General features: G+C 46.3%; 17 protein-coding genes and 3 pseudogenes. 17 read left to right on the top strand and 3 right to left on the bottom strand.

Going from position 1 to position 24,462, the window contains the following annotated elements; all coding sequences use genetic code 11:
- Positions 1-223: 223 nt before the first annotated feature.
- Complete coding sequence (locus tag QUB51_RS00095; protein ID WP_333051774.1) at positions 224-994, bottom strand: DUF475 domain-containing protein; 771 nt, start codon at positions 992-994, stop codon at positions 224-226.
- Between the two features lie 472 nt (positions 995-1,466).
- Between QUB51_RS00095 and psaM the strand changes: the two genes are divergently transcribed.
- Positions 1,467-1,562, top strand: coding sequence for a photosystem I reaction center subunit XII (gene psaM, locus QUB51_RS00090; RefSeq protein ID WP_015174804.1), 96 nt, complete (start codon positions 1,467-1,469; stop codon positions 1,560-1,562).
- 285 nt (positions 1,563-1,847) lie between these two features.
- Positions 1,848-2,261, top strand: a complete 414-nt coding sequence (locus tag QUB51_RS00085; protein ID WP_333051777.1) for a slr1601 family putative cell division protein — start codon at positions 1,848-1,850, stop codon at positions 2,259-2,261.
- A 352-nt stretch (positions 2,262-2,613) separates the two neighbouring features.
- Here QUB51_RS00085 and ctpA read toward each other — a convergent pair whose 3' ends face one another.
- Complete coding sequence (ctpA, locus tag QUB51_RS00080) at positions 2,614-3,852, bottom strand: carboxyl-terminal processing protease CtpA (RefSeq protein WP_333209850.1); 1,239 nt, start codon at positions 3,850-3,852, stop codon at positions 2,614-2,616.
- Between the two features lie 105 nt (positions 3,853-3,957).
- Positions 3,958-4,416, bottom strand: a pseudogene (locus QUB51_RS00075) (transposase); the annotation flags it as partial.
- A 150-nt stretch (positions 4,417-4,566) separates the two neighbouring features.
- Between QUB51_RS00075 and QUB51_RS00070 the strand changes: the two are divergent.
- The 15 genes and pseudogenes from QUB51_RS00070 to QUB51_RS30295 all read left to right on the top strand — a co-directional run.
- Positions 4,567-5,982 carry a transposase gene (locus tag QUB51_RS00070; RefSeq protein WP_333231243.1) on the top strand — a complete coding sequence of 472 codons (1,416 nt, stop codon included), beginning with the start codon at positions 4,567-4,569 and terminating at the stop codon, positions 5,980-5,982.
- 27 nt (positions 5,983-6,009) lie between these two features.
- Entirely contained in the window at positions 6,010-6,207 is a 198-nt protein-coding gene (locus tag QUB51_RS00065) for a hypothetical protein (protein ID WP_333261248.1), read from the top strand.
- Complete coding sequence (locus QUB51_RS00060; RefSeq protein WP_333261251.1) at positions 6,179-7,075, top strand: AraC family transcriptional regulator; 897 nt, start codon at positions 6,179-6,181, stop codon at positions 7,073-7,075. Before QUB51_RS00065 ends, QUB51_RS00060 begins: the two co-directional genes overlap by 29 nt.
- Before the next feature lie 339 nt (positions 7,076-7,414).
- The gene (locus QUB51_RS00055; protein ID WP_333261254.1) at positions 7,415-14,623 is read left to right on the top strand and encodes a DUF4347 domain-containing protein; all 7,209 of its coding nucleotides are present in this window, start codon (positions 7,415-7,417) and stop codon (positions 14,621-14,623) included.
- Positions 14,624-14,972: 349 nt separating this feature from the next.
- Positions 14,973-16,034, top strand: a complete 1,062-nt coding sequence (locus QUB51_RS00050; RefSeq protein ID WP_333261257.1) for a calcium-binding protein — start codon at positions 14,973-14,975, stop codon at positions 16,032-16,034.
- A gap of 599 nt (positions 16,035-16,633) precedes the next feature.
- Positions 16,634-17,302: a cytochrome b6 gene (petB, locus tag QUB51_RS00045; protein WP_015174799.1), complete on the top strand. Its 669-nt coding sequence runs from the start codon at positions 16,634-16,636 to the stop codon at positions 17,300-17,302.
- A 183-nt stretch (positions 17,303-17,485) separates the two neighbouring features.
- A complete protein-coding gene (gene petD, locus QUB51_RS00040; protein WP_333051797.1) occupies positions 17,486-17,968 on the top strand; it encodes a cytochrome b6-f complex subunit IV in 483 nt (160 codons plus the stop codon).
- Between the two features lie 831 nt (positions 17,969-18,799).
- The gene (locus QUB51_RS00035; protein WP_333051800.1) at positions 18,800-20,161 is read left to right on the top strand and encodes a cytochrome 450; all 1,362 of its coding nucleotides are present in this window, start codon (positions 18,800-18,802) and stop codon (positions 20,159-20,161) included.
- A 260-nt stretch (positions 20,162-20,421) separates the two neighbouring features.
- The gene (locus QUB51_RS00030; protein ID WP_333051803.1) at positions 20,422-20,643 is read left to right on the top strand and encodes a hypothetical protein; all 222 of its coding nucleotides are present in this window, start codon (positions 20,422-20,424) and stop codon (positions 20,641-20,643) included.
- A 147-nt stretch (positions 20,644-20,790) separates the two neighbouring features.
- Complete coding sequence (locus QUB51_RS00025) at positions 20,791-21,108, top strand: hypothetical protein (protein WP_333051805.1); 318 nt, start codon at positions 20,791-20,793, stop codon at positions 21,106-21,108.
- A 116-nt stretch (positions 21,109-21,224) separates the two neighbouring features.
- Positions 21,225-22,286, top strand: coding sequence for an S-methyl-5-thioribose-1-phosphate isomerase (gene mtnA / locus QUB51_RS00020; protein ID WP_333231236.1), 1,062 nt, complete (start codon positions 21,225-21,227; stop codon positions 22,284-22,286).
- 37 nt (positions 22,287-22,323) lie between these two features.
- Positions 22,324-22,812, top strand: a complete 489-nt coding sequence (locus QUB51_RS00015; protein ID WP_333051811.1) for a type IV pilin-like G/H family protein — start codon at positions 22,324-22,326, stop codon at positions 22,810-22,812.
- A 3-nt stretch (positions 22,813-22,815) separates the two neighbouring features.
- Positions 22,816-23,670 (top strand): rhodanese-like domain-containing protein, encoded by an 855-nt coding sequence (locus tag QUB51_RS00010; protein ID WP_333051814.1) that lies wholly within the window; start codon positions 22,816-22,818, stop codon positions 23,668-23,670.
- Between the two features lie 297 nt (positions 23,671-23,967).
- Positions 23,968-24,138 (top strand): annotated as a pseudogene (locus QUB51_RS30300) (transposase family protein); the annotation flags it as partial.
- Between the two features lie 79 nt (positions 24,139-24,217).
- A pseudogene (locus QUB51_RS30295) lies at positions 24,218-24,346 on the top strand (ISAs1 family transposase); the annotation flags it as partial.
- Between the last annotated feature and the right edge of the window lie 116 nt (positions 24,347-24,462).

Here is a 24,462-nt window from a genome sequence, read left to right as displayed (position 1 = left end):
CCACTCTAACCATTGCTGAGTCTGATTTTGATAACTGCCTTCCCATAGGCCCCATTTTACTCCCATAAGTTCGATCGGCTACTGAAGGAAACAATATTACAAAATAAAAGCCTTTCATCCCCGGACTAAAGTCACCGGGATGAAAAGCTTTTGCACGTTTTGACCAGCCTTCAATCTGGTTGGTTTGACAGATTTAAGCTAATTTTATTCAAATGAAAGTATCTTAAATTTCGGACTTTTTTCCTTGCGATTCTGGCACAGCAACTTCTGAATCCGGCTGATTCAGAGCCATTTCTAGAGATTTTGCAATCTCGACTGGCTCAGGAGTACGCTTAGAAAATCCCCAGACAAACATCAAGACGATACTGGAAACTAGCAGCCATTGCGGCGGAACTAAATCGGGATTAATTACTTTCACCAACAATCGCATTCCCACGAACCCAACTGTAATGTAACCAGCACTTTCTAGGTGAACGAACTCATCCAGCCAGCGGATGAACAACCCTGCCATGAATCGCAGGGCAATAATTCCAATAGTAGCGCCTGTTACGACGATAAAAGTGTCGTCAGAAACAGCGATCGCAGTAGTCACGCTATCCAAAGAAAACGCTAAATCCGTAAAAGCAATCATGGGAATTGCTTGCCACACAGTCGCAAATCTGGGCCCGTGATGTTCTCCTTCGGAGTCTGTCTCTGAAGTAAAATGTTGGAAAACAAGCCACAGCAGGTAGAGAGCACCAAGCAGTTCAAACTGCCAGTATTGGATCACCCAAGTAGCAGTTAAAATTAGGGCGATCCGCAGTACAAAAGCAATTATCAAACCCAAGTTGAGAGCTTTTTGCTGATCCTTGGCATCTTCTAAACCTTTAGAAATAGAGGCCAGGGCGATCGCGTTGTCAGCCGAAAGTACAGCCTCCAAAGCCACCAAAACCAACAATAAGAAAAAGCCGTCAACTCCAAAATTGGGTGTAGCGTCGAGAAATTGATCTATCATTAACTATTTTGTGCACCTAAGATTGGCAAGGGTCGAGCGCAGCGCAAATTACCCGCTCTGTCTAACATTAGTTTCACCTTCACTTAAATCTTAACCTAACGCGGTAATTCTGTGGGAGGCGATCGTCCCAACAACCTCCGAAGGAAGCAGTCCCAGGAAACAAGGAAAAATTCTGGCGTTGCACAACTTGAGGAGGCTTCTTGTGGGTTAGGCGTTCCGCCTGCTGCGAAAATACACGCCTTCGGGCTCATGGGCCCATCCCACAAAACAATCAAAATCATCCCGCAATTATCCAACACCAAAATTCTCCCCCTCCGACACTCAAAAACTCCGCCACTGCGCCACTGCGCTACTGCCCCACTCCTCCCCGGACGCACCATTTGTGTTGCAAGTTGTAACAAATGATTCCCAAAAGCGCCAATTTGTCTCAAATTGGTGAAAGCTCGTCCCCGCGAAAAGGAGTTTTGCGAATATGTCTTTAACAGATACCCAAGTCTACGTAGCGCTCGTAATTGCTTTGATTCCCGGAATCTTGGCTTTCCGGCTGTCAACTGAACTGTACAAATAGTTTCCAGACAACAGTTGCGAACCGCAAAACGCCTGCCTGAGCAGTTAAATCTCTCGCATTACAGATACAGACAATTGCTGCCCCAGTGCAGTAGATTGTTTGTGTTCAGCAAGACGAGACTGCAAGGGCAGGCATTTTTATGGGGAAATTCCGTCTTCAGGCGTCACCTTTGTCTCAACAATTTTGGCTGTCAGCACCCTGACAAACAGCGGCGAGTGTGCGTTAAGCTCAGAATTTGCTCTGTTGAACTCTAAAACGTCAGTCTCAGGTATTTGAAAAAAAATTATGCAAGCGATTCAACCCCCCGTTACCCCACTGCGTCCCGTAAAAAAATCCCCTCGGGTTACTCCTCGTCGCAGCAGCCGCCAGCGTTCCTACCCTCACCAAACCCTCGCGGCCGAAACAGGGGTCAAGTTGGCAGTCAACATGGTACTTTCAGTCTGTGCCACTTCTGCTTTGCTTCAGCTTTGGCCTCACTACCGGGCGGTGCAAGAAAAATTGCACGAAATCCAAGCAGAAGTCAATCTTACCCAAGGGCGAGTCGATCGCTCGCGATCGGATTTTAACCGCTACTTTGACCCTAGTCTTGCTAAAACTGTGATGCAAGAGCAAAGCAACCAAGCTGACCCGCAGCAGCGTCCGGTGATTTTGCAAGAACCCAATGTACCCGAAGCCGAGGAATCAACCCCCCAACCTTAAGGGAACGGCTGTTTTGGGTTTTGATATCACGTCCGATGTGCATCATTCTTGTATGTCATTGGTTCGCACAGCGAACAATTACAGATGAATATGTCGGACGTGATATCACTTTTAAGGATCGCGAATTAAATAACTTACAATTTTAATTGTTATTGTGGGATGGGCGTCCCGCCCGTCCACTCATGACGGGCTATAAGAGCCCATCCCACTTTCAAGAGTGGAAGTTATTTAATTCTCATTCCTAAGTAAAAAATTTTTTAGATCATTCTTGTCTGTCGTGGCGAAGCAAACGCAGAGACAGACAGACCTGCGTATTGTCACCTGCTGCAAGCTCAAAACTGCAAACTCCGGCTTATACTGACTTGGCCAGCACGGTTTTTTCTTTCAGTAGTTGCAGTGCAGCTTGATATTGCAAGTCTGCTGCGGTGCCAATCTGATCGCGCGCGATGGGTTCCAAAGGTACTACGCGATCGGGCGAAATCCCCAGCTTGTTAATATCTTTATGGTTAGGCGTCTCGTACTTAGCAACAGTCACAGCCAACCCGGAACCGTCAGACAAATCAAACAGCGACTGAATCAGCCCTTTGCCAAAAGTCTTTTCTCCTACCAGTTGAGCTCTGCCGTTATCTTGCAGCGCACCCGCCAAAATTTCGCTAGCACTGGCAGTTCCCTTGTTCACCAAAACAATCAGCGGATCGTTAGTTAGGGCTTCTCCAGACGCTTCAAAACTGCCGAGAATGCCTTGTCGGTTCACCGTGTAGACGATCGTCCCGGAATCGAGCCACAGGCGGGCAATTTCAATCCCTGCTTGCAACAGTCCGCCCGGGTTGTTCCGCAGATCGAGAATGTAGGCGGCGGCTCCTTGTTTTTCCAAGCGGTCGATGGCGTGAGCGACTTCCTCAGTAGCGTTAGCGCTGAATTGACTCAAGCGAATGTAGCCCACCGGCAAATTCTCTGACCCCGACTGCAACTCCGCGTAAACCGGATTCAGAGCAATGCGATCGCGCACTAGCTCAATGTCCTCAGCAGCGTCCCTTCCCTCGCGCCCCAAGGTCAAGGTAACGGGAGTGCCGATGCGGCCGCGCATTCGAGTTGCAGCCTCGTCTAGGCTCAATTCTGAGGTGGGAGTGCCATCAATTTTCAGAATGCGATCGAGGGGTTGGATACCAGCTTTATCCGCCGGTGAGCCGGCCAAAGGAGCCACCACTGTCAGGGTATTTGTCTGGGGGTCGATCGCAATTTGCAGCCCCACACCGGTCAATTCTCCCGAAGTGTTGACCTGCAAGCTGCGGTACTGTTCGGGTTTCAGCAGTCGAGTGAACGGGTCATCGAGATTCGCCAGCATCCCCTGAATCGCCGTGTAAGTCTGCTGTCTGTCGTTAAGCGGTTGCTTGACAGCTTTTTGGCGAATCGACCACCAGTTTTGAGAGTTAAAGCTGTCGTCCACATAAGAGCGATTGACAATTCGCCAAGCTTCGCTCAATAGCTGCTGTTCTGGAGTCAGCGCCGCCGCAGGCTGCGCCCACCCACCTAGAACTAGGACGACTTGGAGGCAAAGTACAATAGCAATCTGGGAAACTCGTCTGTGCATGATTTTTCTGTAAAATACCAGTAAGTATTACATTTTATAAAACATACCCTGAAAACCCTGTGACTTTAGTCCAGGGATGAAAGGGTTTTGCAGGATTTATCCTGCCTAATCTCTTTGTGCCTCAATGTAGGGTTTAACGGTTTCCGTGCCAATATTCCCAGCAGTCGAAACAAAATAGGTAGGTGTCCACAAAGTAGGCAATTTAAGGAGTTCAGGAAACTCCTTTCTCAAATGATGTGACAATTCCCGCATCCAGGATACCCGCCACGTGATTCATCCGTCCAGAAATAAAAAACCTGTATCAGATGAAACTTGCCGAACGTATTTATCCGTGGGGTCGCCTCTAAAATCTAAAATCTAAAATCTAAAATCGATTGACGCTCTTCCCTTAATCTTCCTGATAATTGTAGCCCGGTCATCTATTGGCTTAGCATTGATAAACAGATGAACGTGATCCGGCCTAATCTTCATCGTGATGATGCACCATCGGTTTTCATTGCAGACATCGCAAATAATCTGTTGCAGTCGCTCAGCAATTGAACCAGTCAACACTTTTTTCGTTTTTTGGGAATGAAAACCAAGTGATAGTTTAGTAGAGAGACGGCGTTGCTCTCATGTCTGTACTCATCAGGAGAAAATTTAGCCATATTCATTGACTTTTGTTTACGCCTACTGTAGATTAAACGCAAGACAAAGACAAGAGGTGAACTGCAATTGTTGACCAACTTTGCTTACAAGCTGCGTCCCAATCAAAGCCAAGCCTCAAAAATGTCAGCTTGGGTAGATATGCTTAGAAGCCACTACAACTGGTGTCTGAATGACAGAATTGTCCAATATAATCAACAATTCATCCAAGGTAGTTACTGCAACATTACAACTCGTGGCGAAGCTTCACCGCTAACTTGTTTTGTCAGCAAGAACGGTGCAACTGGGAATCCTTGGAAAGATTCTAGATTTGATAAGGATGGCCACACTAAAAATCCCCGTCGAAGTGCGACGGACATTCAGATTACAGCGCTACCACAACTGAAAAATGCTAGACCTTGGTACAGTGGAGTAGACTCAACAGTTCTACAGCAGAATGTTAAACGCCTAGACACTGCTTACAAGAATTTCTTTGAAGGTAGGGGCTTTCCTAAATTCAAAAACCGAAGTAATTTTACATCTTTTACCTGCGTAATGGGTGTAAAAATACAAGAAAATAAAATCTATCTTCCTAAATTAGGTTGGATGCGATTTTATAACTCGCGTCCAATTCCCAAGGGGTTTAGCATTAAGGCTTGCACCGTTAGAAAGCGTCAAGATGGTTGGCATATTTCTCTCAGGATAGAAGATAAATCCGTTCCTGAATACAGGGCTAGACCTCTCGAACAAGTGACCAAGATAATAGGATGCGATTTAGGAATTACTAAATTGGTTCATTTGTCTGACGGGTATCAGATTGAAAACCCTAAATTTTCCACAGCTAAAAAAACTAAGCGGACTCTGAAAATCAGACAGAGACGGGTTAGCCGCAAAGCTAAGGGAAGTAAAAACCGCCACAAGGCAATTAAAAAAGTAGGGCGTTTTCATAAAATAATTAGTAACAAACGTCAAGCACACCAATGGAAAGTTGCGAATAAAATTGTGTCTCGCAATATTGACGCAATCGCTTTAGAAGATTTGAATATTACTGGAATGATGCGTCGATGTAAAGTAAAAACTGATGAAAAAACAGGGAGGTTTCTTAAAAATGGACAATCAAGAAAGAAAGGATTGAACCGTGCTATATCTGATGCGGGTTGGGGTAATTTGATTCTGAAGATCGAGTATTTAGCTGCAAAGCAAGGCAAGGTCGTAATTAAAGTTAGCCCCAAATACTCCAGCACTGAATGCAGAAGTTGTGGACACATTGACAAATCCAATAGAGAGGGTGAAAAATTCATCTGTGTTGAATGTGGGTATCACGAACACGCTGATATTGGTGCAGCAAAAACCATCAGAGATCGAGCCTTGGAAATAGTACGTGGGGACTCCGCGAAACTTGGTGTTTGTCACCTAAACGCCCAAAAAATATCATCACGCTCAAAGAGCAAACGTGGTGAGTTTGGGAACCTTGGCAACAAGGATATTAGGGCCGAAATGCCTTAAGAATCACCGTGGATGCAAGCGCGGGGAGTGTCAAGTATTTTAGGTTTGTACGCTGGGAACGCTGTTGCAGATTTAACTCAGATTTGTTTCCCGACGGTCAGTCCCGAAGGCACTCGGATGTTTAGAAGAATCCTCGCCGTTCTACGGCGAGGAGTTGTCAACTACAAAATAGCAACTCGTCCAGTCGGTGCCAGCTATGTCCCCACAGAAACCATTAATTCTTGATTTTGCCAAGACAGACGCGATGAAAGTGATTCTCCCGCGCCCCGCAATCCTGTCGAGTCACGGCGCAAAGTGGCAAGGAATTCATGTCGAATATCACTGTCAGCCACCAAACGAATGTCCCGAACACTGTCTCGAACAGCACACGGTTGGCTTGATGCTCAATTCAGCAACACTAAAAGGAACAGTGAACGGGAAAAACTGCGGTAGCGAATCGTGGCAAAGTGGGCAGATGTTCATCGCGGCTGCTGGTACTTATTTCCAGTCAGTTGCAACCGGAGACTATGAATTTATGGCGATCGCTCTTGAACCTACCGACTTCGACAATACAGTTGGCGAATCGATCAATTTAAATCCCATTGAAATTATACCGCAATGGCAAACCCGCGATCCGTTGATTAGCGGAATTGCCTGGGCTCTCAAAACCGAACTGGAATCAGGCGGATTAAACGGTACTCTTTATGTCGATGCACTGAAAAACGCGCTTTCACTGCACATACTGCACCGCTATGGCGCGAAAAAACCTAACCGGCGAGATGTGGGAGGCGGTCTTGACCCCGGCCAATTGCAGCTAGTTATTCACTACATTAATGAATTCATAAACCGAGATTTGCACTTAAGTGAACTTGCTAATTTAGTGAACATTAGTTCTTATCATTTCAGCCGTATGTTTAAACAATCGACTGGATTCACCCCCCATCAGTACGTGACCCACTGCCGAATTGAAAAAGCAAAACAGTTGTTGAAAAAGCCGAAGTTATCAATAAAATATATCTCCCAGCAAGTGGGATTTCACGACCAAAGTCACTTTAGCAAGACATTCTGCAAAATTGTCGGTGTGACTCCTAAGAAATATCGCGATCGGCTTTAACAAAACTCAAGCCTCAGTCACATTAAAAGCAGTTTGTAGTTGCCAAGTATTTTTGCCTAGGGCTTGCGGGGATTCAGAAACCGGGTTGTTTTCCCGATCGGGAAACCTGTGTATTTTGGTACAAAACCCGGTTTCTTTGGTATTTAGGCGTAAGTTTTGTCGTATAAAAATCCTAGCCCGTCGGCGCTGTTACAATTCTTCATCAAATAGGGATAAATTCCGCAAGAAAATTATATTTTTCGCAAGTTTTCCGCAAGTATTTACAATACAGCAGAGGTGGTGCTTTTGTAGACTTGCTGGCATCAGATAAACCAGAAGTATCAGCTAGGTAAATTAATCATGTCTACTTTCAGTACCGGTACCAACTTTCCGGCCGGCACAAGTCCCCAATCCTTCACTGCCGAAAACTGTAATAACGATAACATTCCAGACTTAAACATCCCAGACTTAGGGATCGCCCCAACGACTGTTTCCCTAAAGTCAATGACTCAACCTTCCTCAAAAGCGATCGCATTTATCGATTCTGCCGTCCCCGACTGTCAAACATTAATCGACGGCATTATCCCTGAAACCGAAGTAATTAAATTAGAAACTAACCGCAACGGCCTAGAACAAATTGCCGAAGCTTTGCAGGGAAGAAAATTTTCAGTAATTCACATTATTGCCCACGGAAATCCCGGTTGTTTGCAACTGGGGAACGTGGAATTGAGTTGGCAAAATTTGAGAGATAGCGCCGACATTTTTTTTAAAATAGTTAAGAAATGGGCGGGCGGGCTGACACAAAATGCCGAAATTTTGCTCTACGGGTGCAATGTTGCCAAAGGAAATATAGGTAAAGAATTTGTCAAAAATCTGAGTCAACTAACAGGAGCAAATGTTGCCGCTTCTAATAATTTAACAGGTTGTGCGGCAAAAGGTGGCGATTGGAAATTAACAGTAACAGCGGGGACAATTAAAGCTGCCATTGCATTTGTGCCAGAAGCGATCGCAGCTTACGGCCACGTTCTCAATACGTTTAGTTCTGGTGGTAACTTTAATGCGGGAACCAGTCCATCCTTTGTTGCGACTGGCAATTTCAATAACGATGGCATCTTAGATTTAGCTGTTGCTAACCCCACCACGAATAGGGTTTCTATTTTACTGGGAAACGGTCAAGGAGGATTTAACGCTGGAACTGATTTGACTTCGGTATTGCGGCCTACCGCGATCGCAGTTGGCAATTTTAACGGCGATAACTTTTCCGACTTAGCGATAACTTCCGCCCAAGGTGCGGAATTTAACAGCATTTATATCTTTTTAGGATCGGGTAATGGCAACTTTAACAGTCCGGGCTTTTTGGATGCCCTCGAAAATCCTAGCGCGATCGCTGTCGGCAATTTTAATGCTGATGATTTACTCGATATTGCCATTACTCAATCCAGTGGCAATGGTTTTGTACCTGAAGGCAATGTTGGCATTTATTTGGGAACGGGACAAGGCGGTTTTTCCACTCCTGTTACTGTGAATGTTGGGCAAAGTCCCAGCGCGATCGCTGCGGGAGATTTGAACGGCGACAATTTTCTCGATCTCGCCGTCGCCAACCAAAATTCTAATAATATTACCATATTATCGGCAAATGGTCAAGGTAGTTTTGGCAATCCGACTAATATTAATGTCGGTCAAAGTCCGAGTGCGATCGCAGTTGGAGATTTGAACGGCGACAATTTTCTCGATATCGCAGTCGCCAACAGCGGTTCTAACAGCATCTCAATTTTATTTGGAACAGGAAATGGCAGTTTTGCAATTCCGACCAATATTAATGTTGGTTTAAACCCAAGTGCGATTAAGATTGGCGATTTTAATGGCGACAACAGACGAGATTTAGCGGTTAGCAACAGCGGTTCTAATAACGTTTCAATTTTGGCGGGAAATGGAACTGGCGGTTTTAGCAGTGCGACCAACTTTAGCGTTGGAACAAATCCGAGTTCTATTGCGATCGCAAATTTTAATGCGGACGACAGACTCGATCTCGCAGTTGCTAACAGAGGTTCTAATAATGTTTCAGTTCTCTTAAATTCACAGAACACAATCAATTTTGGTGCAGCTACTTTCAGCGGGACTGAAGGGGATGCAGATACAGTCGTTAATATCCCCGTTACTATCAGCGGCGGCACTCCTTTTGCTGATGTCATTGTACCAATTATCATCGACCCCAACAGCACCGCTACCCAAAATTCAGACTACACCATTTCCCCTACCTCAATTACATTCCCCGCAGGCGGAACAAGTACAGAACAAAATATTGCAGTCACTATTAAACCTGACAATATCGCTGAGAATGCAGAAACAGTCATTCTCAACTTGGGTACGATCGCAGGTGGCATTGCAGGTACGACAAATCAAGCGACCCTAACTATTCCCAGTAACGGCACTATTTCTTATGCTATTGCCGCCGCTGTGGCTGCGGTAGCTGAAGGCAATACGGGAACTGTATCCGTTACTTTTACCGTTACTCGCAGTGGCGGTATCGGTGCAGCCAGCAGCGTCAATTATGCGATCGCCGGAACTGCTACAAACGTCAGCGATTACAACAATATCGGCGGCACTTCCGGGGCAACTAACGTTAATGGTACGGTTAATTTTGCTGCGGGCGAGACATCGAAAACGATTACTTTGGACGTTTTGGGCGACAGTGCGATCGAACCGGATGAAACTATTACTGTCACCTTATCAAATCCGATCGCACCAGGCCCGACTCCAACAATTACAACTGCTACTGCTACAACTACTATTACTAATGACGACACTGCTGGAATTTTAGTTAATCCCAATAGCGGATTAACGACAACAGAAGCAGGAGGAACAGCAACATTTACTGTCCAACTCAACTCTCAACCAACTGCTAACGTGACTGTTGGCTTAAGCAGTTCCAATGTTACCGAGGGAATAGTTTCTACACCCTCGCTGACATTCACTCCCGCCAATTGGAGTGCGCCGCAAACTGTAACTATTACTGGCGTTGACGACAATATTGCTGACGGCAATCAAACTTACAATATTGTCACTGCTTTGGCTGTTAGTACAGACAGCAGTTACAGCAATTTCAATCCTGTAGATGTCAGCGTTACGAATAGCGACAACGAAACTCCCGGCATTACCGTTAATCCCACAGCCGGATTAACTACAACAGAAGCGGGAGGTACGGCTAATTTCAGTGTTGTCCTCAACAGTCAACCTACGGCACCTGTTACCATAGCTTTAAGTAGTTCCAATCCTGCAGAAGGAACAGTTTCTACTAATAGCTTAAGTTTCACTCCTAATAACTGGAATCAGGCGCAGACGGTAACGGTGACAGGTGTTGGCGACAATATCGCTGACGGCGATATTGCTTACAATATTGTCACTGCTTTGGCTGTTAGTACAGACAGCAATTACAACAATTTCAATCTCTCCGATGTCAGCGTTACTAACATCGACAGCGATACAGTCGGTGTTACCGTTAATCCCGCCAGTACCACAGCAGCAGAAGGCGGTGCAACGGGAAGTTATACACTTCAGCTAAATTCGCAGCCAACCGCGCCCGTAACAGTCAGCTTTGACGGGGGGAATCAAATAAGTGCGATCGCCCCTATTAGCTTCGACGCTACTAATTGGAATATTGCCCAAACTATAACTGTGATTGCGACGGATGACACAGTTGTAGAAGGTACTCACACTGGCACAATCAATCACGCCGCAACAAGTACCGACGTTAAATATAGCGGAATTGCGATCGGGCCTGTCACTGTCGCCATTACCGATAATGACACGCCAACACCAACGCCCACACCAACATCGCCAACACCAACACCAACACCAACGCCCACACCAACATCGCCAACACCAACGCCCACACCAACACCAACACCTTCAATTACACCGACACCAACACCGTCAATTACACCGACGCCAACACCAACACCGACGCCAACCTCGCCAACACCAACACCGACGCCAACACCGACGCCAACACCAACACCGACGCCAACCTCGCCAACACCAACACCGACACCGACGCCAACACCAACATCGCCAATTACACCGACACCAACACCAACGCCTACAGTTTTGCCGCCGACACCAACACCAACGCCTACAGTTTTGCCGCCGACACCAACACCAGTGCAAATCATCATGCCGCCGGCGATACCTGCTGATAATTTAGTCAGAAAAATCACTGTAGGTTCCAGTACCGGAAGCTATAAGGATGCTATCAGTAGCAGCAAGATTGATGATTACTACAAATTCAGTTTAGGTGCTAGGAATGACTTCAACTTGTCGCTGGGCGGACTGAATGCAGATGCTAAAGTTGAGTTGCTCGACAGTGGCGGAAATACGATCGCCACTTCCAACAATTTGGGCACCGCATCCGAGTCAATTAACCGCACTTTAGAACACGGTACTTATTACGTCCGAGTCTCCTTAGCCAACGGTGGAGAAACTCCTTACAATCTCGATCTCTCTGCTAAACCCCGTCTTCCAGGCATCACCACTACAGGTTCAGATGACCGAGTTTACAAAGCTGGAGAGTTGATATCAGTTATAGACGGAACATTCGCCCCCGCCACTGACATATCTGCCCCGCTGATTAACATCGATGATTTCCGCGCAGCACCGCGTTTTGCCGGAATAGACGGCAATGGTTTTGCAACAGTAATTTTGGATACTGGCATCGATCTAGACGACCCATTCTTTGGTTCTGATAGTGATTCAGACGGCATTGCCGATCGCATTGTCTACAATTACGATTACGCCTATGGCGATGACGAAGCTGACGACGTTGACGGACACGGTTCAAACGTCTCTAGTATTGCTACTTCCCAAAATGGAGTCCACACAGGGATGGCACCCCGTGCTAACATCATTCATCTCAAAGTTTTGGATGATACGGGCAGCGGCACTTTCGCGAATATAGAACAAGCTTTGCAGTGGGTGGTAGAAAATGCAGCGGCGTACAATATCGCCAGTGTGAATATGTCACTCGGTGATAACGGCAATTACAACACCCCCCAAACGAGGGGCATTAGCGATGAACTAGCAGAGTTAGCAGCACGGAATGTAATTGTTGTTTCCGCATCAGGTAATGCTTTCGGGCCATTGGGCTATAACAGCGTTCAGGGCGTTGCCTACCCCGCAGCCGATGCTAACTCACTCTCAATTGGTGCGGTGTACGATGCGAACCGGGGTTATCGGACACACGGCGGTGGCGCGATCGCCTATACCACCGATGCCGATCGCATTACACCATATTCTCAGCGCCACTCCACTTTAACAACCGTTTTTGCTCCCGGTACTTTGATTACGGGTGCTGGCCCTAACACCCCTTTGACTAGCTATTCCGGTACCAGTCAAGCTGCACCTCATGTTGCTGGAATAGCAGTGCTAGCGCAACAGTTAGCGCAGCGAGATTTGGGCCGCCGACTAACCCCAACTGAGTTTGTGAATTTCTTGCTGTCAAGCGGCGTCACGATTAATGACGGCGACGACGAAGACGATAACGTGATCAATACTGGCTTAAACTTCAAGCGCGTTGATATGCTGGCTTTGGCTCAAGGTATTGTCGGCAACAACCCGCCAGTTGTCAATCGTTCTCTGTTTTCGCAAAGTGCAGCGCTAGGTTTTTCTCAAAGCGGTAATGCTTTTAATTTAGCGGCCAATACCTATACTGACCCCGATCCGGGCGACAGCATTAATTATTCGATCGCCCTGGCAAATTCTAGCGCTTTAAGTTCATCTGCATTTACCTGGAGAACCGATCGCAATGGCGGTTCCTACCGCCAACCAATTGCCGGTTCAACTTTCCCGGAAATTCCTTTGCCTTCCTGGCTAACTTTTAATTCGGCAACTCGCACGATTAATTTAGGCCCGACTCGCCCAAGAACGTTCAATTATTGGCTGAAATTAACTGGAACTGATGAATCTGGCGCGAGTGTTAGCGAGGTAATTCGGTTCAAGAGTGGTGGCCTCGGCGGTTTTGTGATTGACGGTTATATTGCTGGTGCTACGGTCTTTTTCGATGCCAACAAAAACGGTGTCCTCGATGCTAGCGAACCTTCTGCTACTACTGGCGATAACGGCGAATTCGATCTCGATCTCGACTCCACCATTTTCGACAAAAATCAAAATGGCGAACTCGATCCAGAGGAAGGCAATATTGTTGCTTTCGGTGGCATTGATACGGCAACTGGTTTGCCTTTGGAAACCCCTGTCACGGCCCCGCCTTACGCTACTGTTGTCACCTTGTTAACCAGTTTAGTAGCGGATTTAATTGACAAAGGAATTGACAGCGATCGCGCCGAATCTCTCGTCAAATCTTCTCTTTCGATTCCCGCTAATGTTGACATAACGGGTTTAGATCCGATCGCAGCTACCGAAAACGCGATCGCGGGTGGGGTAGAAACTTTGACTGCAATGGTCAAGGTACAAAACGTCATTACCCAAACTGCTGCTTTAATAGACGGTGGGTCGATTCTGGACAATACCGACAGCGTAAAAGCAGTTGTAAGTGCGATCGTTCAACAAATTCAATCGGGGACAACTTTCAATCTCAGCGATCCCAACCAGTTAGCAACAATTGTCGATCGCGCCGCCACAGCAGCCCAACAATTTGACTCGGATTTAAACACTCAGCAATTGTTGCAAATTGCCCCGGATGCAGCTAAGGTAATGGCCGCAGCAAATCAGCGCGTTGACCAAGTTGTATCCAACACTGCAACAGCTTCAGTTAACCGAGAAGTTGCCCGCGTGCAAAAAGTAGCCCTAGGTGAAACCTCTAAAGACTTAAAAGCAGTCGGTACAGGTACGAAATCGATCGCCCAAGTTATTGCCGAAAATACTGGTACTGCCTTAGATACCAAAATTCAACAAACCACATTGCCCGATACACCTGCCGTTGCGGTGATTGAAGGAGAAATAGATGCGATCGCAGCTAACTCCAATCTCACCGGAACTGACGGCGACGATAACCTCTCCGGCGACAGCGGCAGCGATACAATCGCCGGCAAACGCGGCAATGATACTCTCAGCGGTGTTGGCGGCAACGACTGGATACACGGCAATCAAGGCAACGATTCCCTCGACGGTGGCGACGGCAATGACACTGTTTACGGCGGCAAAGAAAGCGATAATTTGTTCGGCAATAATGGGGAAGATATCCTATTTGGAAATCGCGGTCAAGATAGCTTGAGTGGAGGGGAAGGCAATGACAGTCTTTACGGCGGTCAAGCTAGCGATATTCTGCTGGGCGGTAACGGATCTGATTTTCTCAGCGGTGAAAACGGCGATGACAGTTTGATAGGAGGAAATGGGAGCGATCGCTTCTTAATTTCAGCCAATTCTGGCAGCGATATCATTTTCGATTTTGAAGCCGGTATCGACTTCCTCGCACTTGCCGACAATTTAACCTTCTCGCAACTTTCTATTGTCCCTAGCAACAGTGCAACTTTAATCACCTTGACAGCAACTGGCGAAATTTTAGCTGCTATCAATGGCGTGACACCTAACCAAATTAGCATCGCTGATTTCACTTAAAACATTAGGTACACAGGCAAATCATGTGTACCTAAAATTCCTTTTCTAGTAAGCTTTTCTCCATTTAAATTGTGTGTCAAAAACCACTCAAATTATTGTGGGATGGGCTTCTAGCCCGTCCAGAATATGCAATTTAAACGCGCAACAGCTTAAGACTTCAGTTTTTTCTTACAGATTTGGGTCAATCAAGATTTGCATTCCTTACTACAAAAGGTCAATCAGAACTAAAGTCTTGACAAAATCCAAAATTCAAAATTTGAAATTGTGGGGAGGGTAAAAATCTAAAATCTAAAATCTAAAATCTAAAATTGATTGACTGTTGTGAAATAGTTTTCAGGAGGACAAAATTATGGTAGTTATATGCGGTGACAATTTCGATAATTTGCTATCCGGTGGAATTGGCGATGATTCCCTGTGCGGGCTGGGAGGCAATGATACTCTATTTGGTTTGAATGGTAATGACACTTTAGATGGCGGAGAAGGAAATGATTGTCTCGCAGGTGGAGGCGGTAGCGATCGCCTTTTGGCCTACTCTGGTAACGACAGTCTCAGCGGTGGCGAAGGCAATGACAAACTTGAAGGAGGTGCCGGGAACGATCTTCTTGAGGGTGGCGAAGGCGCGGATTTAATCAGAGGGGAAGACAATAACGACAGTATCTTGGGAGGGGCTGGCAATGACTGTCTTAACGGCGGTCAAGGCAATGATACGGCGATCGGAGGAGATGGAGACGATCGCTTGTTTGGTGGCAGCAACAACGACTTTTTAACGGGCGGCAAAGGTAACGATCGCCTGTTTGGAGAAAGTGGGAACGACACTGTAATAGGTGACTTAGATAATGACTACATTAACGCCAATACAGGAGACGATTTGCTTGAGGGAAATCAAGGCAGCGATACCCTGATTGGCGGGCCGGGTAATGACATCATATCGGGTTACGGCTTTTCCTCAACAGTAGCACAAATCGATTATTTGATCGGGCAAAGTGATGCTGACATCTTTGTTCTCGGTTCGTCAAATGCCCGTCCTTACCTTTTCTATAGCGGTGATAATGCCTATGCCGTTATTGAGGATTTTAACCGGGTCGAAGGTGACAAAATTCAAGTTGTTGGCTTCGTACAAGATCGTGACGGCCCTCGCTTCTTCTCTTACCGATTTGAATCTTATGATGACGGTATCACACGGGGAACTCGGATATTGGTCGGATCGGATTTAATCGCCGACGTTAAAAATGTTACAGATGTGAGTCTATCCGATTGCGCGATCGTTTCGACAGGTTTTACACCGCCATCGCGAGACTTTCCATCCTTCCCGTCTCTGCCGGAAATTCCCTTTCCGATACCGCCACTTCCCACTCCTTTCTCGCCAATACTGCCAGTTTTTCTGGAAAGTTTGCTTTCTTTTCAATTGTGATCAAACTTTGCGGATGGGGCCAATCACCGACTTTTTTTACGGAAATACGCAGGTTGCAGCCAGCAGATTTTGTTAGAAAGGACTGCAGTCCTGACTGCAAAACAAGATTCGATTGTACGATCGAACCGGATCGGGCTACTCGATCGACCGTGAGGGCGTTTGGGGCCAAAAGGTAAAGTTTTGCGATCGAGATGAAATTTGGGCTCTCCCGGCAAACCGATTTCCGGCTCGGACTGCTTTCTGTAGCTCAGCCTTCCCCCCATAGCAGCTTGGGCGGATGTTGAGATTCCGAAAAAAGCCTTTTAAGTGTCCAAAAAGCGATCGGGCGCGTGAAAATTGCACGGCAATTATGTTACATTTTTTATCACAGTCTGGAATTCGATCGGGTAACGCCAGCGAGTAGGGACAAGCCACCGCTTAGTTTCCCAGGGCTTGCAGGCGATCGCACAAGAGATTTCCTTTCGTCAGCTCCAAATTTAAAAAATAGCCTCAGGCATTTGCTAGTAAAAGCAAGCTGCTCGGCGCGGGGCGACAAAAAACCTTGTGGCTGCTGCCCTGAACCTCAACCACAGCAATATTCTTTTAGGAATTCTGGCTCCATGTTTTCTAAACAAATCACCGACTCTAAAACCTACCAGTGGTTTGAGGAACGCCTGGAAATTCAGGCGCTCGCCGATGACATCACTACAAAGTATGTACCCCCGCACGTCAATATTTTCTACTGCTTGGGCGGAATTACTTTAGTTTGCTTTCTGATCCAGTTTGCCACCGGCTTCGCCATGACTTTCTATTACCGTCCCACGGTAGCAGAAGCTTTTTCTTCAGTGCAATACCTGATGACTGAAGTCAACTTCGGCTGGCTGATCCGCTCCATCCACCGCTGGTCTGCCAGCATGATGGTGCTGATGATGATTTTGCACATCTTCCGGGTTTATCTGACAGGCGGCTTCAAAAAGCCCCGCGAATTAACCTGGGTGACAGGAGTAATCTTGGCAGTCATCACTGTTTCTTTCGGCGTAACCGGCTATTCACTGCCTTGGGATCAAATCGGTTACTGGGCAGTTAAAATCGTTTCCGGCGTCCCCGAAGCTATCCCGTTTGTCGGTTCTTTGATGGTTGAACTGCTGCGCGGCGGTGTCAGCGTCGGTCAAGGCACTTTGACTCGCTACTACAGCTTGCACACTTTTGTGTTGCCTTGGCTGATTGTAGTGTTCATGCTGGCTCACTTCTTGATGATTCGCAAGCAAGGTATCTCTGGCCCGTTGTAAGTTTTGAGTTGTGGGGGCGGTACTTTTTTTGCCCCCCGCTGCATTTTGAGTTGAAAATTCAGAATTCATCACTCATCATATTTATTTACGGTCAATACTTCCTGCGATCGCGCCGCTGATTCAGACTAACGAATACAGCGGAATCCCAGGCCCGGGTAAAACTAAAAGGAGAACACTCTCACTATGTCTATTATCAAAAAACCAGATTTGAGCGATCCCGCCCTCCGCGCTAAGCTCGCTAAGGGCATGGGTCACAACTATTACGGCGAACCAGCTTGGCCTAATGACTTGCTCTACGTTTTCCCTATAGTCATCATGGGAACGATTTCTCTGTGCGTGGGTTTGGCTGTACTAGACCCGGCTTTGGTTGGGGAAGCTGCTAATCCTTTTGCTACTCCGCTGGAAATTCTGCCGGAATGGTATTTGTGGCCTGTGTTCCAACTCCTGCGCGTTTTGCCTAACAAATTGTTGGGTATTGCTTGCATGGCCGGTGTTCCCGTGGGCTTGATTTTGATTCCGTTCATCGAGAATGTTAACAAGTTCCAAAATCCGTTCCGCCGCCCTGTTGCTACTACTGTTTTCCTGTTGGGAACTGCGGTAACTCTGTGGTTGGGTATTGGTGCTATTTTCCCGATCGACAAATCTTTCACACTGGGTCTTTTCTAAGATTTAAGTTTGCTTGATTTTGACGCCTGCGGGTTTCCTGTACAGTGCTTTTGTACTGCTGGGAAACTTTAGCGGGCGTCAATTGATTTTAGATTTTAGATTTTAGATTTTAGATTTTAGATTTTAGATTTGGGATTTTAGATTAAAGAATTGAAGAATTGGGGATTGGGGATTGGGAACTTCAATTGATTGAAAAATTGAATAATTCAAGGATTGGGGATTGGGGATTGGGGATTTTTAGCTCTAGTATTTAATAATACTCAGTAATTAATTCTCTGATTTTATTCAATTAAATTCAGAAGCATACAGCAGTCTAAAATATTAGATAGCAATCCTCGCATCAGTTGTACAAATATGTAGGGGTAGTGCTACCCCTACTCCCCGTGCCTACCCCCCACGGATCGGGGCAACCACGGGGGGTTTGCCCCTACAAAAATTACACAATTCATTTAGAATCGCTATATCTAAATATATCAGCACAAACAAAACCATAGTATTTTGTAGGGGCGAGTTCTTGTAAATATCTACGGTTAGGTGCGACTCTCAGAGATTGGGGCTAATACTTGAGAAGCTTGAGAGGCAGAAAGTAGATATACTTACCAGAAATTGTTAAAAATTCCACTCAATCTCCGGGACAAGGCTAGACTTGGGCGCAGATATATTCAGTACAACTATATCTATATTGCCACTGCGTTCGCAAATAAACATGGCTAGAGCTATACGTACTGATTTTGGTAATTTTGGGGGTATTGAATCCCGCTCAATTGTCGCTCAATACCCTCTTGCTGCTAACTGCAAAGCGCGTTAGGGCGAAGGATTCTCGGAGGAATTATGATGAACCTAAATTTAGATACTATTTTCTCATCGCTGATGAACCCGGCCCTGAACGAGTTTCAGGTTTGGGCTTTGCAAAACCCGGAAGAAAGTCTCAGCAAAACGATGCTACCGCCGATCGCCCTGATTGAGGGTTTGATTGCCAACGAACCCACCTATTTGCCACTAAAACGGCTGGCTTTCGGAGCCAACTTTTGCTGCGCGGGGCAAGTCGTGATGGGAGAGTTTGCAACGCTGGAAAAAGCACTCACATCGCCCCAGGCGCGCGGATGGCGGCTGGGTACTTCTGTACTCGATCCCGATAGCGCCCCCAACCAAGATGTCGGCGGCAGAAACCTTTTCCTGCTGTCTTTGTCCGATCGTGAAACTGATGCTAGCAGCAACCACGCAGCATTCCGAAGCTGTATGCAGAAATATCTCTTCAACAGTGCTACAACGGATCGCCAAGGAGACGAAATCGCCCGACGGTTACTCGATCGGCTAGCCGCAGATTATGCCGAGATGTCGCACGGTGCGGGGGGAGCGTTTTTTACCCATGTCAAGCGCGGTTGGATGGGATTTTTAGTCCGATACCTGCACTACGTCATCTTTGGGATTAATCCAGACGATTCAGAGTCGATCGAACTTCTCACCGAATTGCATTACACCCGCCAAAGCCCGCTGCACTACTTCGCCGTCATCGGGAACCTGCTGCAAAGCCTGAACCTGTTTGGACACGGGGATTTGTCCACTCTAATCGAGCGTGCAGCGACTATCTATGAAAATTCGCCAGCTTTAGCCAACTTCGAGGAGAGCTCGGAAAACAACGGCATGACTAAGCGGGAATTAGCAAAGCTGATGACATCAATTATGGGCATAGCGGGACTGCAAGGCCCCCTGCACCTAGGCTACACGGCAATGGGATACCGCCCTCTCCCCGCCTATAAAGGACAGCAGACGGCCAAAATTAACCCGACTGATTTTTGGGATCAGCTCGATTTGGACGATCGCCAGTCGATCGAGCTTTTCCTCCTCGAATGCGCCCGCCTCTGGGCTCCCGTCAGCGCCACGCACCGAGTCGCGACAGAGCCCTTCACCGCAACGGTAGCGGGCAAAGAGCGCACCTTCCCCGCCGGAACCAAGGTACTGATACCGCTCAGTTTGGGGCTGCTAGACGAGGGTTTCTGGGGCTCTACGGTATACGAATTCAACGCTAAGCGGGAGAATCTGTGCCCTTTTCATATGGGTTTTCATTCCGTGGGCGATCGGAGTGCGGGACGGATTTGCCCCGGTAAAGACATCGCACTCAAGATGCTGGTGGATGTCGTGAGTACGGTAGGCAAAGTGCGACGAGCCTCAGAGCCGAATTTGCGGCGGTAATTAATCCAAAAGCTCGCATCAGACAGCGGTTGAGACTGAGATATTGCACCATTGTCAAGAACAGGCTTTCCGGCCTGTTCCACAAAGAATTAATTGCTTGTGGGGTGGGCATCCTGCCCGCACATAAAAGCCTTATTGAGAATGGTGCAAGATGTGAGTTGAAACCGCACGCCACATAAACTATCGAGCGATAAACTCAGAAATCAAGGGGGTATCCAATAGGAAACCAAAACACAACTAATTTGAGGATAAATAATACCATGTTAATCAAACACAAGCAACTAAAAGACATCGCGAATTGGATGAAAGTAGAACATCCAGCGGAGTTACCTGAAGTGCTGCAAGGTATCTTTTTTATGGACGGGAATGTTTTACCAGACGATTGTTTGACGATGTACAGTTCAGACTGGAATGCTGACGAACGGACGTTATTGCTGCGCGTTTTTGACCAGGAATTTCTTCATGTGGTACCCGCCACGTGATTTATCCGTGGAATCAATCCAAAATCGAAAATCAAAAATCCTCAAGCCCTCGCATTTATCCGTGGGCTCAATCTAAAATCTAAAATCTAAAATCTAAAATCGATTGACCCTGTTATCTGGACATTTCATTCATCAATGGCGGGACGGATGTTAATTTATTTAGTCAAATTTTCTCGCTTCAGCTACTTGTTCCGATTCTCGGATGCAACTTTGCAGCACGGGCACATTACGCCGATAGTGTTTGGATTCTCTGTGCCGCAGTGGCTTGTAGATTTTTTGATCGATCGAGATCCAAACACTCCGAATGGAGATATCTGGCATCGCACAAACTCGTTTTTCGGCAGACCTGCTGACAATGGATATATACTTCGCAGGGTTGTAGACAAAGATGGCAATTACACCTCAGCGTTTCCAGATATGCTGTCTAAAGTGGAGAGTGATTGTTTGATCGTTGCCCAAGAGTGAAACTATTTAGGAAAACTACAAAACCCGCTTAATTAGGCGGGTTTTGTCGATCGAAGTGGCGGGAATAGTCGCCTTCATGGCATCATAGAAACTTGTCCCTCACATAATTGAAATAGATGACCCCTCAAAACTCCCCTGTTTCCCCCGTCACTTGGATGGAAGACCGAGTTCTGCTAATTGACCAAAACCGACTCCCGAAAGAATACGGTGTAGTCGAAATTAGCCGCTACGAAGATATGGCTGAGGCGATTAAAACTATGATAGTCCGAGGTGCTCCGGCGATCGGGGTTGCAGCAGCCTACGGGATGTATTTGGGGGCGCGAGAAATCGAAACGGGCGATCGTACCGAGTTTTTAACTAAACTAGAACAAGTTGGGGAGTTATTGGGTTCCACTCGTCCCACAGCAGTTAATTTGTTTTGGGCAATATCGCGAATGCTCAAAACAGCAAATCAAACTAGCGGTTCCGTCGAACAAATCCAAAAAAGTTTGTTAGAAATGGCCAAAACCATTCAAGCAGAAGACTTGCAAACTTGTAAAGATATCGGCGACAAAGGTTTAGAAGTTCTGCCAGCTACACCCGAAAAATTGAACTTACTAACTCACTGCAATGCAGGTGCATTAGCAACAGCCGGCTACGGAACTGCTTTAGGTGTATTTCGTTCTGCTTGGCGAGAAGGAAGACTTGGAAGAGTTTTTGCAGACGAAACTCGGCCCCGTCTCCAAGGTGCAAAACTGACCACTTGGGAATGCGTGCAAGAAGGAATTCCTGTCACATTAATAGCTGACAATATGGCCGCCCACTGCATGAAAGTCGGAATGATTCACGCAGTAGTTGTCGGTGCAGACAGAATTGCTGCTAACGGCGACGCCGCCAATAAAATTGGCACTTACAGTTTAGCAATTGTTGCCAAAGCTCACAACGTTCCTTTCTTTGTTGCCGCGCCTCTGTCCACAATTGATTTTGAACTTTCCGACGGCAGCCAAATCCCCATTGAAGAACGCGATCCAGTTGAAATGTATCAAGTTGGAACTACGCGAATTTGTCCTGTGGGAGTTGAATTTTACAATCCCGCTTTTGACGTAACTCCGGCGGAGTTAATATCGGGAATAATCACAGAACACGGTACGGTTGCTCCTGGGGCGTTGAAACAGTTTCAGGCAAAACAATTAGTTTAATTATATGTTTCTCAACTGCTCATTCCACCGGGTATCTGTGAAATTAAGCAGGATTTATAGCAGCCGCAACTGGCAGCTCAAAGTTGCGATCGCAGCTCTAACTCTGCCAGTTGTTTTCAGTCCAGTCTCCGAAGCTCAAGTTTCACAAACGCTTAAAGCTAAGGAATTACAAGCGAAAAACTTTGTGGGTTCGATGAATAAAGCCCAGCAAGTTTACTATGCAGAAAAAGCAGGCTTTACCAGTTCAGTTTCCAATCTATTGGTTTATCTCGGTCTCCAATTTAAACCTAACTCAGCCAATTACACCTACTCGATCGGCATGGTGAAAAAAGGTGCTGTATTTAACTACGGAGTATCGAAGCAAGCTAATCTCAAAAGTGTTGTGGGGGGAGTGTTTTTGGTGGCAAACAAGACCCAAACAATCTTGTGTATAAATGCTGCTCCTGGCAAGACTAAACCAGCTAATCCAACTAATACCAAAGGGGTTTTAGCCTGCGGTGCTAATACAGCCAAAGTTACTCAATAAATTATGTCTAATTTACTGGGTAATTTACCAAATAACTGGATAGTAAATGCAGCTTTAGCTAAGCAATTACTGGAACAAGAAGCTACTTTACTAGATGCTCGCGCACCTATTTTAAAGTGGTTTTGCCGTCTCCCACCAGCTATTCCCGTAACTTGGCAGGAATTTTCGCGATCGGACTTTCCCCACAAGGGAAAAATTATCGAAAATAACACAGTTTTAACTCAAAAACTGCAAGCAATTGGTATTTGTCAAGACAAACCTGTCATAGTCGTTGCCGATGCGGTGAAAGGGTGGGGCGAAGACGGGCGAATTGTTTGGATGTTGCGGAGTTTGGGACACGAAAAAGCAGTTTTTGTCGATGGAGGATATCGAGCTTTAATCAAAGCTGGAATTAATCGATTAAAAGCAGCAAACAATCCACCAAAAACAGGAGATTTGGTAATATCTCGCCTCTCGAATTGGGAAATTCAGCGGGATGAATTGAAAGCTATTTTAGGAGATGAGAATTTAGTCATTATTGACGCCAGAGAGCCGCGAGAATATGCAGGTAAAACGCCTTACGGAGAAAAGCGGGGCGGCCACATTCCCGGTGCGGTTCACCTCTATTACAAACAGTTAATGGATCGACAAGGAAAACTGCTGGATCGTGGGGAAATTGTCGCTATTTTGCAGCAAAAAGGAGTTTCGCAATCAACTCAAATTGTGAGTTATTGCTCCGGGGGAATTCGCTCCGCATGGTTGACTTGTGTCTTGACAAATGTGGGGTTTAATGCTAAGAATTATGCAGGTTCAATGTGGGAATGGTCGGCTTCGCCTGCAGATAGCTATCCCCTGAAAAAAATTAAAACTAGCAATTAGAAATTAGTCGTAGGGTATGTCAGTCGTAGGGCCCTAGCGTGCGTCAGAAGAGAGTCTCTCAATTATCGATAAAAGCAGGGTAAGCTCATCTAATTTGGTATAAATTGTACTTGACAAAAAGCCGCCAATAGGAGCTATATCTGTGCACCGAACTCAAACCTATAATCAAGTTTGAATCTTAACAAAGTCAATCAAGTTGAAACGGAGTCAAAGACAATGACAAAGGGTTTTGCACCTATATTGAAACTCGCTGTAAAATCTCAAGCCAAAAGAGCAGAAAAACGACATTTAACACATCTGGGCGACATCCAAGCCAATTTATTGAATTATGTAGCAGAAATCCCGGACCCCAGAGTTCAAAGAACCCAAAAACACTCATTAAAAGATATTTTAGTAATCTCTATTTTAGCAGTCATTGGCGGTGCCGAAGGTTGGGAAGACATGGAAAATTATGGCATCGCTAAACAGTAATGGTTAGAGGAATTTCTCGAATTACCCAATGGTAAGCTGTGGAGTATTTAAACCACTAACGAGGCCAGTAGGGTGCGTCAACCGTAATCAAGGCGTAAAAGCTTTGCATTTGGTCACGGCTTGGGCAAGTGAACAGCGTTTAGTTTTAGGGCAAGTTAAAGTTGAGGATCATTCCAACGAGATTACGGCAATTCCGGCACTCTTAGGAATGAGAATTAAATAACTTCCACAAGTTTGTGGGATGCAGGGTAAGAGCATCTCAATCATGCTTGACAAAAGCACTTGAGAATTTGCATCATATAGTCATTGTTCATCGCAGCC

The sequence above is a fragment of the Microcoleus sp. AT8-A3 genome (genome assembly GCF_036705675.1).
Lineage (GTDB): Bacteria > Cyanobacteriota > Cyanobacteriia > Cyanobacteriales > Microcoleaceae > Microcoleus.
This window is presented reverse-complemented; position numbering and strand designations above follow the sequence as displayed.